Annotated in this window: 10 protein-coding genes; all 10 read right to left on the bottom strand. The window is 75.0% G+C overall.

The annotated features are described in order from the left end of the window. Nucleotides 1–48: 48 nt before the first annotated feature. Genes ACU436_RS38065 through ACU436_RS38020 form a run of 10 tightly spaced genes read right to left on the bottom strand, consistent with a single transcriptional unit; the run spans nt 49 to nt 14,091 of the window. Nucleotides 49–1,047 carry a PaaX family transcriptional regulator gene (locus ACU436_RS38065; protein WP_459031968.1) on the bottom strand — a complete coding sequence of 333 codons (999 nt, stop codon included), beginning with the start codon at nt 1,045–1,047 and terminating at the stop codon, nt 49–51. Further along, nucleotides 1,037–2,227 (bottom strand): alpha/beta hydrolase family protein, encoded by a 1,191-nt coding sequence (locus ACU436_RS38060; RefSeq protein WP_459031967.1) that lies wholly within the window; start codon nt 2,225–2,227, stop codon nt 1,037–1,039. The genes ACU436_RS38065 and ACU436_RS38060 overlap by 11 nt, the downstream gene beginning before the upstream one ends. Next, nucleotides 2,217–4,715 (bottom strand): cytochrome P450, encoded by a 2,499-nt coding sequence (locus ACU436_RS38055; RefSeq protein ID WP_459031966.1) that lies wholly within the window; start codon nt 4,713–4,715, stop codon nt 2,217–2,219. The genes ACU436_RS38060 and ACU436_RS38055 overlap by 11 nt, the downstream gene beginning before the upstream one ends. Then, on the bottom strand, nt 4,712–6,283 hold the full coding sequence (locus ACU436_RS38050; protein ID WP_459031965.1) for a carboxylesterase/lipase family protein: 1,572 nt from the start codon (nt 6,281–6,283) through the stop codon (nt 4,712–4,714). The genes ACU436_RS38055 and ACU436_RS38050 overlap by 4 nt, the downstream gene beginning before the upstream one ends. Beyond that, complete coding sequence (locus ACU436_RS38045) at nt 6,280–7,857, bottom strand: ABC transporter substrate-binding protein (RefSeq protein ID WP_459031964.1); 1,578 nt, start codon at nt 7,855–7,857, stop codon at nt 6,280–6,282. Before ACU436_RS38045 ends, ACU436_RS38050 begins: the two co-directional genes overlap by 4 nt. Beyond that, a complete protein-coding gene (locus ACU436_RS38040; protein ID WP_459031963.1) occupies nt 7,854–8,681 on the bottom strand; it encodes an ABC transporter ATP-binding protein in 828 nt (275 codons plus the stop codon). Before ACU436_RS38040 ends, ACU436_RS38045 begins: the two co-directional genes overlap by 4 nt. Further along, the gene (locus tag ACU436_RS38035; RefSeq protein WP_459031962.1) at nt 8,668–10,608 is read right to left on the bottom strand and encodes a dipeptide/oligopeptide/nickel ABC transporter permease/ATP-binding protein; all 1,941 of its coding nucleotides are present in this window, start codon (nt 10,606–10,608) and stop codon (nt 8,668–8,670) included. Before ACU436_RS38035 ends, ACU436_RS38040 begins: the two co-directional genes overlap by 14 nt. Continuing rightward, complete coding sequence (locus ACU436_RS38030; RefSeq protein WP_459031961.1) at nt 10,605–11,546, bottom strand: ABC transporter permease; 942 nt, start codon at nt 11,544–11,546, stop codon at nt 10,605–10,607. The genes ACU436_RS38035 and ACU436_RS38030 overlap by 4 nt, the downstream gene beginning before the upstream one ends. After that, nucleotides 11,537–12,676 (bottom strand): CapA family protein, encoded by a 1,140-nt coding sequence (locus ACU436_RS38025; RefSeq protein WP_459031960.1) that lies wholly within the window; start codon nt 12,674–12,676, stop codon nt 11,537–11,539. Before ACU436_RS38025 ends, ACU436_RS38030 begins: the two co-directional genes overlap by 10 nt. 2 nt (nt 12,677–12,678) lie before the next feature. Then, on the bottom strand, nt 12,679–14,091 hold the full coding sequence (locus ACU436_RS38020; protein WP_459031959.1) for an MmgE/PrpD family protein: 1,413 nt from the start codon (nt 14,089–14,091) through the stop codon (nt 12,679–12,681). Between the last annotated feature and the right edge of the window lie 432 nt (nt 14,092–14,523).

Genomic DNA, 14,523 nt, shown 5'->3' with positions numbered 1-14,523 from the left:
GGGATCACCCGGACCCCGGGTCCGGTGGCCGAGCCGGCGACGAGCCCGTCACGGGGTGATCCGGCGCATCGAGCGGACGCGGTCCTCCCGGGTGGCGCGCTCGAACTCGGTCTCCTGCGCCCGGGGTGCCGCCGCGCCGTCGGGCAGGAGGCGGACGGACTCGCAGGTGTGGAACGTGGCCAGCTCGGCGAGCGCCGGGTCGACCTGCCCGAGCAGCTCGCGGAACCGCCGCAGCGCCGGCTCGGCGAGCCCGTCGTAGATGTCGGTGTAGCCGGCCCGTGCGCCGGCACGGGGCCAGTCCGGCGGCAGGAGCTCCGCGGGCAACCGCGGATCGGTCAGCTCGGCGTAGCGCCACTCGGCGGTCAGCTCGGTGCGCACCCGCAGGGCCTCCCGCGGGCCGATCTCGCCCGCGTGGACCCGCTGCCGCACCGGCTCGTAGCGCTCGGCGAACCTGCGGTAGCGCTCGGCCGGGTCGCGCAGGTCGAAGGCGCGCGTGACGATCGCCGCGGGGGACATTCCGTCCAGCTCGGTGCGGAAGACCGTCGCGGCCTCGACGCCGTGCCGCTCCACCGCCGAGTGGGCGGGCACCCGCCGGTCCCACGGGGAGACCCACAGGCCGTCGAACAGCGGGCCGAACCCCTGCAGCCGCAGGTCGTCGCGGAGGTTGCGGCGGGCCTCCCGGTCCTCCTCGGGCACCGAGTAGGCCACCCCGGTCCAGCGCCCGTCCCACGGCGCCGCACCGGCGACGTCGAAGAGCGTCTTCAGCCGCGCCACGATCACCGCGGCCGGTCGCAGCGGGATCCCGTACGACGTGGTCCGGCCGATCTTGGTGCGGCGCACCAGGCCGCGCTGGGTCAGCCGGCGCACCGCGGCCCGGGCGCCCACCGGGGTGATCCCGAACTCCCCGAGCACCGCCACCAGCACCTGGGACGGGATCGGCTCGGGGCGCCAGTACCAGTAGTCCCCGAGCACGATGACCAGCAGGCGCTGCGGTTCGGGGCCCAGGCGCGGGCGCGGCGGGCGCGACGGCGCCGCTTCAGCGACCATCGCAGCCGTCACGCGGACCCGACGGCCGCAGGAACCCGTGGTCCGGCGGACTCCCCCACCGGTCCGGTTCCGCCGCGGGCCAGTCTCCGGTGCCGAGCCGGTGTTCCAGCTCGGCGATGCTCCCGAGCAGCTCGGCGGGCGCCTCGCTGCAGTGCCCCGGCCGGTCGATGAAGCGCTGCGCCAGCAGGGCGCTGCGGCCCGCCGCGGCGACGGCGTCCCGGTAGGCGATCGCCTGCGTCACCACCGGCGCGGCGTCGCCGTTCTGGTGCACGGTGAGGGTCGGTACCCGCAGCCGGCCGGTGGGCGTGATCATGGTGTGCATCCGGGCCACCGCCTCCGGGTCGGCCCCGATCCGAGGGGCGGCCGCGAGCCGGTCCAGGTCGGCGGCGAGATGGGCACGGCAGGAAGCGTAGAGCGACCCGACCAGGTCGGCGTACCCGCTGCGGGCCAGCTGGGCGGCGTAGTCGACGCCGGTGTTCCAGGAGAACGTGCCCCCCGCGCGGGCCCGCAGGTCGTTGCGCGGCGCGAGCACGGCCCACTCGAAGATCGCGGCTTGCTGCCGTTGCCGTGCCGCCGGCGTCACGGGCCGCGGCGTGCCCGGCCGGGACCAGGTCGGCAGCTGCCCGACGGCGCAGGCGAGCGCGATCCGGGCCCGGCCGAGGGCCGTCTCGTGGGTCCGCCGCAGCAGGACGCGCGCCCGGGCGGCGCGCTGGGCGTCCGGTACCTCCCCGATCAGGTCGATCTTCTCCCACCGGCCCAGGACGGCCGCGACCCACGCGGCGTCGAGGGCCTGGTTCAGCATCGCCACCGGCCCGGCCACGGACCCGCAGAGCGAGATCACGCCGTCGACACCGGAGTCCGGGGTCTCGGCGATCGCCACCGCGGCCAGCCCGCCCATGGACTGGCCCCACACGATGCAGCGGTCGACGTCCCCGCGGCGCCGCAGCGCCTCCACCGTGCACAGCGTGGCGCGGATGCCCTCGGTCACCGACCAGCCCGGGGCTCCCGGGACCGCCACCAGCAGGTAGCCGCGTTCGGTCAGGGCCGACGCCGGCAGCGCCGCCGGTGCGAGCGGCGGCACCGCGCCGGCGCCGTAGCCGGGGCAGTAGACCAGCGCCGTGCCGTTCGGCCGCGGCGGCACGGCCACCAGGTGGTTCTCGGGCGAGCCGTCAGCGCCCATCAGCGGGGAGGACGAACTCGAGGTGGGAGGAGACGATGCCGAGCTCGGGCATCCGCGCGCCCTCCCGCGAGCCGACCGCGGTGAAGGAAGCGGTGCGCGCGAGCAGCTCCTCCAGCGCGACCCGCAACATCAACCGCGCCATCGGCGCGCCGGGGCACCGGTGGCGGCCCCGCCCGAACGCGAGGTGGTCGGCGATGTTGGGCCGGTCGAGGCGGAACTCGTCGGGGTCGTCGAACACCGTCGCGTCGCGGTTGGCCGACGCGTAGGTCAGGGTGACCGGCTCACCGGGCCGGATCTCCCGGCCGAGCACCACGGTCGGCTCGACCACGGTGCGCGCGAAGCCCCGGTACGGCGCGTAGAGCCGCAGGAACTCCTCCAGCGCCGCGGGGACGAGGTCCGGTTCGGCGCGCAACCGCTGCTGCAGCTCCTGGTCCGTGCCGAGGTGGGTGGCGATCGAGCCGACGACGATCGGGGGCGCGACCATGCCGACCACGAGCGACTGGCGCAGCGCGCCGACGATGTGCTCCTCGTCGAGGGGCTCGCCGTCCACCCGCTGGGCGAGCAGCGAGCTGGCCGGGTCCTCCTCGACGGGGCGCGGGCGCTCCCGGCGGTCGGCGACGAGCGCCCGTGCCATCTCGTACATGCGACCGCTCATGGTGTTGACCACCTCGGCGTCCTGCTGCCGCCACGCCCGCACCCACCGCGCGGCCGTCTCGGCGAGCGCGGGGGCGAGCTCCGGGTCCAGGTTCAGCCACTCCGTGGTCACCCAGGCCGGGTAGAGCGCGCCGAACTCCTGCGCGATGTCGCCGGTGCCGCGCTTCAGCATCGGGGTGAGCACGCGGACGGCGTGCGCGCGCAGCGCGGGTTCCAGGCCGGCGAGCCTGCGGCGCGACAGCGTGGCGTCGAGGGCCCTGCGGAAGGGGGTGTGGCGCGGGGCGTCGAAGTTGAGCGGTGGCCGCCGCAGCCCGCGCGGGTCGCTGGGCACCACCGCCTTCACCGAGGAGATGAACCGCGCGTCGTCCAGGGCGGCCGCCCGCACCTCCTGGTGGGTCGTCAGCGCCCAGAAGCCGCCGTAGGCGTCGGTGTGGGCCACCGGGCAGCGCGACCGCAGGCCCCGGTACAGCGCGTGCACCTCGTCGGGGTCGTCGGTCGCTGCCGGGTCGAAGTCCTCGGGGATGTGCCGGGCGTTCACGATGGTGCGTTCCTCCAAGGTTGCCGCGAGCTCGGTCGAGGTCTCGGCGAGCCAGCGCTGTGCGTCCGCCCGCGGGTAGTGGTGGTGGGCGACGAGCCGGTCCAGGACCTCGCCCGAGGCGCGCAGGTGGGCCGCGGCGCTGCCGTACCGCGCCCGCAGCTCGTCGGCGCCCAGGGCGAACTCGTGCCCGCGCGACCACCGCGCGCCGTCGGAGATCACCCGGATCCGGGCGAGCGGCACCTCGACGGCGGGCAGCCGCAGCCCGCCGAGCGGGTGCCCCAGCGCGTCCCGGACCAGCCGGCCGCGGGCGTCGGTCTCGAGCCACGGGGCGGGGGCCGGCTCCCGGCCGTCGCGGATCCAGGCGACGAGCGCCTCGAGCACCGCGTGCACCATGTGCGCGTGCGGGAAGCGGCTCCAGCGCGAGCCGGGCGGCGGCGCGGCGGCGGGGACGCGGTCGCGCGAATCCACGTGGGCCATTCCGGGCACCTCGTAGCAGCGGTAGGAAGGGCCGGCGCAGTCCCGGTGCGCGAGGTCCCGCCCCTGGCCGGGCAGGCCGGCCGCCGAGCGCACCGACTCGATCTCCGACTCGGCCAGCAGCTCGACGGTGGGCAGGTCCAGCTCCGCCGGGAGCGCGGTGCCGCCGCTGTGCAGGGGCAGCAGGCCGTCGGGCCGGGCCGCACCCGCGAGGGGGCCGCCGGGTGCGGCGAGCCGGGCGTACCGCCGCACGACGCCACCGGTCTGCGAGGCGCCCGCGAGCACAATCGTCTCCGCCCGCACGCCCGGGAGCCCGCCCGCGCGCAGCAGCGCGAACACCGAGGTGAGGACCTCGAACAGCTGCGGGCTGCTCTCCCACCACTCGCGGGCGAACGCGTCGGAGGCCCGTCGGAGATCGGCATCGGGCCCCACCTCCGGGCCACCGGCCGTCGGCGTGCCCGCGAGCCGGATGCCCGCGTACCGGTCCGGGTCGCTGGGGATCATCCGCCGGTACGCGGGCGTGGTCTGGCAGGCGACCTCGACCCAGGTGTGGCCGGCGCGCAGCAGCTGCACGTGGGCGTGGTCCCAGACGGGGCGACCGCCGCCGAAGTGCATCGGCTCCACGACGACCACCCCGCTCGGCGCGGTCACCTCGGGCCGGCGGAGCAGCACCCGCGTCCGGAACGGCTCCCCGCAGGCCACCCCCGCCACGAGGAACTCCTCCTGGCGGTGGCCGGCCCCGGCGTCGCCCGCCCCGAACGCCCGCCCGGGATCCGGCAGGGCCGTCACACCGGGGGCGCTCACACCGGGCAGCGCCGTCACCCGGCCTCCGCGGCGGCCGCGAACGCCCGCCCCCACGGATCGGTCCGCCCGGAGGTCGACACCCCGTGCCACCACCCGACCCGCTCGTCGGCGAACCGGCTGGTCGCGTCGAACCCGTCGTCGCCGAACCGCAGCTGGGTGCGGGCGCCGGGCTCGTAGGCGGGCCAGGCGACCCCGGCGCCGGTGACGCCGTCGGCCGGGTCGCCGGTGCGGGCGAAGGCGGCCAGCGCCGCGCCCATCACCGCCGCGGCGCGCTCCAGGGCCGGTCCGGACGCGCCGACCGGTCCGAGGCCGACCGTGCGGAAGAAGACCGGCACCTCGATCCCGTGGAACGCCCCGAGCGGCTCATCCCGGTCGAGGTCGCAGAAGTAGCCGCGTACCCGGCCGCCGCCGGCGTGGTGGGCGTCGGCGAGCCGCGCGGAGCGCACGGTGAACTGGTCGCTGAGCACGTCCATCAGCAGGTCGACGTTGCGGGTGCCGCGGCCGGCCCGGGCCCGGTAGCCGGCGACGACGCCGGCCGCGGCCGAGGTGTCGTCGACACCCGGCTCGACGAGCCGGACCACGGTGTCGTCGTCGACGTCCACGCCGGGATCCAGCCACCCCGGATGCGCGGCGAGCATGAAGCGCGCCTCGTCGCGCGCCGTGCCGATCAGCAGCGGCACGTCGGCGCCGACGCCCGCGGCGAGCGCCTCCTGGGGGTACGCGGGCACCGAGGGGGTGCCCACCACCGGCGCGAACCGCATGCTGTCCTCGGTGGGCCCCCGCCCGACGCCCAGGCGGCCCTGCACGTCGAGCAGCCGGTCGAGCGGCACGTCCTGAAGCGCCGCGAGGTCGGCGCGGTCCAGGTCGAGCATGCGCAGCGTCCGCTCGGCCTCGAGCGTGGCGCGGCCGGCATCCTTCAGGCCGAACGGCGGCCCGCCGAGGACCCCGGCCCGGTGGAACAGGCCGCGCGCGGCCGGTGACGTCAACAGCGAGGTGACCTTGCCGCCCCCGCCGGAGTGGCCGAAGACCGTCACGCGGCCCGGGTCGCCGCCGAAGCCCGCGATGTTGTCGCGCACCCACTCCAGCGCGGCCACCAGGTCGAGGAGGCTGGGGTTGGCCTCGAACCCCCACTCCGCCCCGCCCAGCTCGGCGAGGTGGAGGAACCCCAGCAGCCCCAGCCGATGGTTGAGCGACACCACCACCACGTCCTCGCTGCTCGCGAGGGCCGCCCCGACAGTGTGCGGCATGTAGCCGGTGCCGGTGAAGAACCCGCCGCCGTGGATCCACACCAGCACCGGCCGGTCGCCGGTGAGCGCGGGCGTCCACACGTTCAGGACCAGGCAGTCCTCGCCCTGCTCGGCGAGCGCCGGGCGGCTCGGCACGGCGAACTGCGGCGCGATCGGGCCGGGGGTGACGGCCTCCCGGACGCCGGTCCACCCCGGGGCGGGCCGCGGCGGCAGGAACCGGCCCGCCCCGCTCACCGGGGCGGCGTAGGGGATGCCGAGGAACCGGTGCACGCCGTCCTCGGCCGTGCCCTCGACCTTGCCCCGCGTGGTGTCCGCGATCGTCGTCCCGGCGAGCGTCATGGCGCGGGCCTCCAGGTGTGCGTACCGGTGGGGTCGATCACCGAGTAGTAGGCGGGGAAGCCTTCGGTCACGGTGACGTTGTCGACGCCCTTCGAGAACACGACGGTGTGCGGGCGTTCGACGGGCGCGAACCAGCCCTTGTCGGCCAGCAGCCGCACCAGCGCCTGCCAGGCGGGCCCGGCCGCGTCCTCCCCGGCCGTCGCGAGCTGCTGGTAGGCCGCCTCGATCTCCGGGTCCTGCGTGTCGAAGGGGTTGGCGAGCACGTCCGGGCGGGTCAGGCCCCGCGCCATGCGGAAGGCCGGGCCGCTGGACTGGAACATCACCGCGGGCGCCTCGCCGCCCGCGAACTTCTGGTTGAACGAGGAGACCTCCGACTCCTCGTTGATGGTCATGGTGATCCCGGCGCTCGCCAGCGAGGTCCCCACCGCCTGGGCGTAGGGGCAGAGGTTGAGCACCGCCGCGCAGGTCACCTCGAAGGAGATGCCGTCCGGGTGACCGGCCTCGGCGAGCAGCTGCCGCGCCTTCTGCGGGTCGTAGGGGTAGATCGCGTCCAGCGCCGGGTCGAACCCCGCCTGCTGGGGCAGGCCCATCTGCGAGGTGGGATCGGCGAAGCCGTCGGGGTTGAGCGCCGCGGAGATCGACTCGCGGTCGATCGCGTAGTTGATCGCCTGCCGGACCCGCACGTCGCCGAGCTCCGGGGCGAGGGTGCCCTCGCGGTCGAGCAGGTAGAGCCCGACGACCCGGCCGGGCACCGACTGCACCTCGATCCCGGCGCTCTCGGCGGTCGTGGCCGTGCTCGGGCTGCCGAGGGCGATGTCGAGCTGCCCCGCCGACATCGCGGACACGATGGTGTTCGGGTCCGAGATCACGTGGACGACGACCTTGTCGTAGACGATCCCGTTCGGGTTCCAGTAGTGCGGGTTCGGGACGTAGGTGTAGTGGTCGCCGGTCACCGTCTCGCCCGGGTCGAGCACGTACGGGCCGGTGCCGTTGGTCGCGGCGTCCAGCGACCCCGGCTCGTTCATCCCGGCGGGAGCGGCCACGAGCCCGGTGGGGTACTGCTGCGACAGCAGCGCCGGGAAGTCGGGGTCCGGCTCGCTCAGCGTGATCTGCACGGTGGTCGCGTCCACGGCCCGGGCCTCGGTCATCGTGGCCAGGTTGGAGCTCTGCGTGGCCTTGCCTTCCTTGAAGTACTGCAGCCACTGCGCGACGCCCTCGGCGGTCATCTCGGTGCCGTCGCTGAACTTCACGCCGGTGCGCAGCGTCAGCTCGAACACCGTGTACCGGTCGTCGGCCCACCGCCACGACTCGGCCAGGTCCGCCACCAGCGTGCCGTCGGGCTGCATGAAGATCAGGGGGTCGTAGGCGAGGGTGTTGTAGATCATCGATCCCCCGCCGCCCGACTTCGCCGGGTCCAGGCCGGTGATCGGGGGCCCGGCGAACTGGATGTCCAGCGTGGTGTCACCCCCGGCGGCGGACGCGCCACCGCAGGCCGTGAGCGACCCGACCACGAGGGCCATCGCCGCCAGTGCCAGCGCCGGTCTCCGGACCGCGCTGCGCGTGAACGACGTCATCGTTGCAACTCCACCTCTGACGGGGCGGCCCGGACCCGCCGTCGACGTTGAGCCGCGGGATCCGGGAGCGGGGCGGCCTCGATGAGCGCCCTCGTGTACGGGTCCCGTGGCGATCGGTAGACCTCGGAGGCGGATCCCGCCTCCACGATGCGGCCGCGGTGCATGACGTACATGCGGGCCGCGAGGTGGTGCACCAGCGCCAGGTCGTGGCTGATCACCAGGTAGCTCATGCCGTGCCGCTCCTGCAGGTCCATCAGGAGGTTGGCCACCTGCGCCTGCACCGACAGGTCGAGGGCGCTGGTGGGCTCGTCGCAGATGATCAGCCGGGGGCGGGCCATCATCGCCCGGGCGATCGCGATGCGCTGGCGCTGCCCGCCGGAGAACTCCCGCGGGTAGCGCTCGGCGGCCCGCTCGTCGAGCCCGACCTCCTCCAGCACCGTGCGGACGCGCGTACCGACCCCGTGGCGCGGCAGCCGCAGGTGGGCGACCGCCTCCGCGAGGATCGCCCGGACCGGCATCGCGGGGTCCAGCGAGCTGTAGGGGCTCTGGAAGACCGCCTGCGCCCCGGCCGCGACCACACTCCCCCGCTGCCGCGGGTCGACCGTGCGGCCGTTGACGAGGATGCTGCCCGCGCTGAGGGGCACCAGCCCGAGCGCGGCCATCGCGACCGAGGTCTTCCCCGAACCGGACTCCCCCACCAGGCCGACGGTCTCGCCCGCCGCCACCGTGAGCGAGACGTCCTCCACGGCGCGGACGCGGCGCTTCCTCGGCCCGTAGTCGATGCAGGCGCCCTGGACGTCGAGCGCGAGGTCAGAATCCGGCACCGGCGACCTCCTCGCAGCGGACGCACCGGACCTGGCGCCCGTCGGCGCCGGTCGTGAGCGGGATCGGCGCGCGGCCGCACTCCTCGGCCGCCCACGGGCAGCGGGCCTGGAACCGGCACCCGACCGGCCACTCGGACGCCGCGGGCACCCGGCCGGGGAGCGCGGTGAGGCGTTCGCCCGGGCGGGCGGCCGCCGGGTTCGCGGCCATCAGCGCGCGGGAGTACGGGTGCCGGGCGTCGGCGAACAGGTCGTCCACTCCTGCCACCTCGACGACCTGGCCCGCGTACATCACCACGCAGCGCGTCGCGATGTCGGCGACCACGCCCCAGTCGTGGGTGACGAACAGGATGCCCAGCCCGGTCTCCTCCTGCCGCTCGCGCAGCAGGTCGAGCACACCCTCCTGCACGGTGACGTCGAGGGCCGTCGTGGGTTCGTCCGCGATGAGCACCTTCGGGTTCCCGGCGAGCGCGCGGGCGATGCAGACGCGCTGCGCCATGCCACCCGAGAGCTCGTGGGGGTAGCGGGCGAGCACCGACTCGGCGTCGCGGATGCCGACCTGCTCCAGCAGCTCGAGCGCGCGGGCCCGGGCGGCCCTGCGGTCCACCCCGGTGTGGCGGCGGACCGAACCGGTCAGGACGGCACCGACGGTCAGCGACGGGTCGAGGGCCGCGACCGGCTCCTGGAAGATCATCGCGATGCCCGCGCCGCGCGGCAGGTCGGCGTCTTGCCCGGCCAGGTCGTGGGTCGTCCCGTCGAACACCACCGATCCCGCGTCGACGTGCGCGGCGCTCGGCAGCAGCCCGGCCGCGGCCCGCGCGGTGACGCTCTTGCCGCACCCCGACTCCCCGAGCAGCGCCACCGTCTCCCCCGGCGCGACGCTCACCGCGACGTCCTGGACGACCGGCGTGCGGGCCGCACCGTCGCCGAAGCTCACCGTCAGGCCGTCGAGCACCAGCACCCCGTCGTCGACGGGTACCGCCGTCGACCGGCCCGGCGCCGCGGCCGGGGCAGCGCGGCGGCTGCGGGTGGTGGGCGGGCCCTGCCACCGCTCGGCGAGCGCGTCGCGCAGCCCGTCTCCCACGGACCACAGCGCGAGCACGACCAGCGCGATCAGGCCACCGGTCGGCACGAGCAGCCACGGCTGCTGGTGGATGGAGTCGGCGGCGGTGCTGACCAGGTTGCCCCAGGTCGGCGTCGGCGGCTGCGGGCCGAGGCCGAGGAACTCCAGGCCGCTCTGGGCGAGGATCGACACGCCGGCCACCAGCGTCAGCTGCACCACGACGACACCGGCGAGCTTGGAGCGCACGTGGCGCCACAGGATCCCCACGTCGCTGATGCCGCTCACCCGGGCGACGTCGATGTACTGCTCCGCGCGCACGCCGAGCACCACCGACCGCACCACCTTGGCGACCGGCGGCGAGATCAGCAGGCCGAAGAACGCCATCGCCACCGTCAGGTCGTGCGGGAACACGGCGAGGACCGCGAGCAGGAAGATCGTCGACGGGATGGACATCACGCCGTCGAGGACCCAGCCGACCACCCGGTCCAGCCGCCCGCCCCGGAAACCCGACGCCATCCCGACGGGCACCCCGACCAGGCACGCGATCACCACCGACAGGGCCGCCGGGCCGAGGGTGTGGGCGCCGCCGTGGAGCAGCCGGCTGAAGATGTCGTAGCCGAGCTTGTCGGTGCCCAGCAGGTGGGCGGCCGACGGGCCGGAGGAGGCGTCGGCGAGGACGGCCTCGCTCTCGCCGTACGGGGCGACGAGCGGCGCCGCGACGCACGCGAGGCCCAGCAGCACCAGGAACACGGCGGCGACGACGGCGACCGGCTTGCGGAGGAACCGCGTCAGCAGGCCCGGGCGCCGGGCGGGCGCGGCCTCGGCCGCGGGTACCGGTGCAAGGGCCGTGGGGGTGGGAGCGCTCACCGCAACGCCACCTTCGGGTTGATCCGGCGGTAGGTCAGGTCCAGGACGAGGTTGACCAGGACGACGAGCACCGCGAAGTAGATGACGACGCCCTGGATCGTCGGGATGTCGTGGGTGGCGGTGGAGCTCACCGCGAGCCCGCCCAGGCCGGGCAACCCGAAGATGCTCTCCACCAGCACCGTGCCGCCCAGGGCCCCGACGAAGTGCAGGCCGACCATCGCGATGATCGGCGCGGCCGAGTTGCGCAGGGCGTGCCGGTAGACGATGACTCGCTCGCTCACCCCGTCCGCCCGGTGCGCGAGCGTGTACTCGGCCGACAGGCCCGTGAGCATGGCGTCGCGGGTCTGCTTCGCCGTGCCGGCGAGGCCGCCGATGACCATGCTGAGCACCGGGAGCGTGAGCGAGCGCGCCCACCCCGCGGGCGAGTCGGTCAGCCCGACGTAGCCGATGGCCGGGAAGATCGGGAACGTCACCGCGAACAACGTCACGAGGACCAGCGCGATCCAGAAGTTCGGCAGCGCGTTGCCGACCACCGCCGTGGTGTCCACCAGCCGGGCGAGCCACCCGCCGCGGTGGGCGCTGAGGCAGCCGATCAGGATCCCGAGCAGCGACGAGATCACCACTGCCGGGATCACGATCGACAGGGTCACCCCGAGGCGCTGGTTGAGCGCCTGCGCCACGTCCTGGCCGTTGACGATGGACGTGCCCAGGTCGCCCTGCAGCGCGCCCGACAACCAGTTCCCGTACTGCACGACGAAGGAGTCGTCGAGCCCGAGCTCCTGGCGCAGCGCCTCGTACTCGGCGAGCGTCGCCTCCGGCCCGGCGAGCACCCGGGCCGCGTCGCCCGGCGCGATCGCGATCAGCGTGAACGTCACCAGCGAGACGGCGAACAGCAGCGGGATCGCGAACACCAGCCGCCGCAGCACGATCATGCCCATGCGCGCTCCCCGGTCCTCGCGCGGTCGAGGAAGGTGACGTGCGGCCCGCGCCGGACGAACTCGGCGGACAGGCCGGCGTCGCGGGTGATGCGGTCGACGTAGTCGGCCGTGGCGTCCGCGTCGGCGCCGTGGCACGGCACCGGCACCGAATCGGGGTCGAGGTAGCAGGGGATGAAGCGGGCCTCGACGATCCCGTCGCCGTCGACGGCGACCCGCGCGATCATCGTGTGACGGGAGTCCCGGGGGAACGGGAACGGGGCGCGCCCGGGGTCCGGGGTGAAGAAGCCGATGCTCGGGGCCCGCCGCGGCCGCGGGCGCTTCCCGCCGAGCGGGTCGGTCTCGGCCGTGTAGGCGGGCACGAAGTGGTTGATCCCGTGGAAGATCGGGCGACCCCGGTACACCTCGACCCCGCGCAGGATGTGGGCGTGGTGTCCGATCACCACGTCGGCGCCCGCGTCGACGGCGGCACGCGCGAGCGGCCGCTCGTAGGACGCCAGCGTCGCGTGGACGAAGCCCATCCCCTTGTGGATCGACACGCAGACGACGTCGACGGCCGCGGCGAGGGCCGCGATGTCGGCCCGCATCGCCTCCTCGGACTCCTGCTCGACGCTGGTGAACTCCGCGGGCGCGCTGCCCGGGGAGGCGACGTCGAGCTCGTAGTGGTTGAGCACGCGGATCGGGGCGACGCCCGCCTTGACCGCCGTCGCCCACGACTCCCGCGGCCCCACCGCGTTGTAGCTGAGGAACCCGAAGGTGATGCCGCCCCTGCGCACGACGGCCGGGCGGCGGGCCTCCTCGATGGTCGTGCCGGCGCCGACCGGCTCCATGCCGCGGGCCCGCACGGCGTCGATCGAGTCGGCCACGCCGTACGGGCCCTGGTCGAACATGTGGTTGCTCGCCATCGTGAGCACGCCGAACCCGGCGTCCGCCACGGCGTCGAGGTGGCCCGGCGGGTTCGCCGGGGCGGGGATGTCCACCACGCACACCTGGCCCCGCTCGGTGTGCGGCCACTCCAGGTGACCGACGGCGAGGTCGGCGCCGGTGAGGATCTCCCGAGTCGGGGCGAAGAACCGCTCCGGGTCGGGCGCGGAGAGCATCAGGTCTCCGACGAACAGCACGTCGACGGGCATGGTCAGCTGCTCCCGGTCATCGCGGGTTCGGGGAACGAGCGCGCGAACAGGCCGCGCACGGACGGCGCGGCGCCGATGTCCAGCAGCTGCGCGGCGACGCCCTCGGGGTCGGTCGGCGGGTGCACCGCGTGCGCGGCGCAGTCGACGAACTTGGCGACCAGCGCGTCCGTGGACATCGGCGCGTCCGGGCCGCCCGGCGGCCGGGCGACCTCGAGCGTGTGCTCGCGCCCGTCGCGGTAGCGCAGGGTGAGGCGGCCGGAGGTCATGCGCTCCGGCGTGTCCCACGCCGGCTCGGGGCGGAACGCCACCTTCCGCGCCACCGCGAGCAGGTCGGGCCTACGCAGCTGGTCGGGCGCGAAGGAGCCGAGGCCGACACCGCCGTCGACCAGGGCCAGTGCCACCGTGAACGGCAGGCTGAACTTCGCGTCGATCGCCGTGCGCGGCGCCCGCTTGGCGGCGAGCGGTTCGGCGAGCATCCGGTTGACGGGCGCGCCGACGAGCTCGATCGCCTCGACGGCGTCGAGGTCCGCCTCCGCCCGCACCCGCAGCGCGGCATCGACGAACGCGTGGGTGCCCCGGCAGCTCGGCCAGGCCTTGAAGCTCACCCCGGTACCCCGGAAGTCCTCGCCCAGACCGTCGAGGAGCGGGCCCGGATCGATGTCGGCCCCCGCGTAGGCGGCGAAGAAGCCCGCCGTGCCTTCCAGCGGGGCGGCGAACCCGCGGACGCCACGGCCCGCGAGCTGCACCGCGCGGACCGCCGCCTGCGCGGCGAACGCGTCCCTGATCCCGCGGATCAGGGAGTCCGGGCTGTTCTTGACCTCACCGCTGGCCGTGCTCTGCGAGATCACCAGCGACAGCGCGTCGACCACCTGCTCGGCCGTCAGCCCCGCGAGGAACGAACCCGCGACGGTGGCCCCGATCGCACCCGCGATGGGCGGCGGATACCACCCCCGCACGGCCATTCGCTCGCCGGCGAGGTCGGCAATCCGGCAGGTGACATCACAGCCGAGGGCCACGCTCGCGAGCAGCTGCGCCCCGCAGGCGTCGTACTCCTCGGCGAGTGCGAGTGCCGCGGGGATCACCTGCGCGTTCGGGTGCACCGGTAGACCGTCCACGGCGTCCTCGAAGTCCAGCGCGTGCGCGAGTGCACCGTTGGCGAACGCCGCAGCGGCAGCGGGCACCCGGGACGCGTCCCACAGCAGCGTGCTCACGCCACGGCCGGCCTCCGCACGGACCAGCTCGCTGAAGGGCGCGGTGCCCTCCCCGAGGCCGGTCGCCGCCAACGAGACGCCCACGGCGTCGAGCAACGAGCGGGCCGCAGCCGCCTTCGCGCCCTCGGGCACCCGGCGCTCAGAACAACCCGCGACGACGTCGGCGACGCGTCGCGAGACATCCTGCGCGTCGCGCACACCCATGTGCACCTCCGGGAACGGGCCGACTCGAGCTGCTCGCGGTACGCCTTGGCCGCGGTCCCACTCGACCATCAGGAACCCTGATGCAGGGTGGCAGCACACAAAGGTAGTTGTCAACGGTTCGACCGGACGAAGTTCTGTCGCCTATCGAGGGCGAGTCGCGGGCGCCCGAAGGTTGACGCCGCTCGGCGAGGTGTCCCCCTCCATTCACCGGTGGTCAGCCGTCGGGCGCCTCGCGGACGCGGGAGCGATCCGCACCGACAGCCCACAGGGGCGGGCCCGATAGCATGCGCGCCGCCGCCCCAGCATCACCGGCGAGCAGACCGCGGACTGGGACCTGATCAACGAGGTCGTCGGGAGCGCAGGACTCGACAACCTCGTCCGGACCTGGTGCACGAGATCATCGTGGGCGCGCCCGTGACGCTGCGTCGCTAC

The sequence above is a fragment of the Pseudonocardia wallangbongensis genome, assembly GCF_054486945.1.
This window is presented reverse-complemented; position numbering and strand designations above follow the sequence as displayed.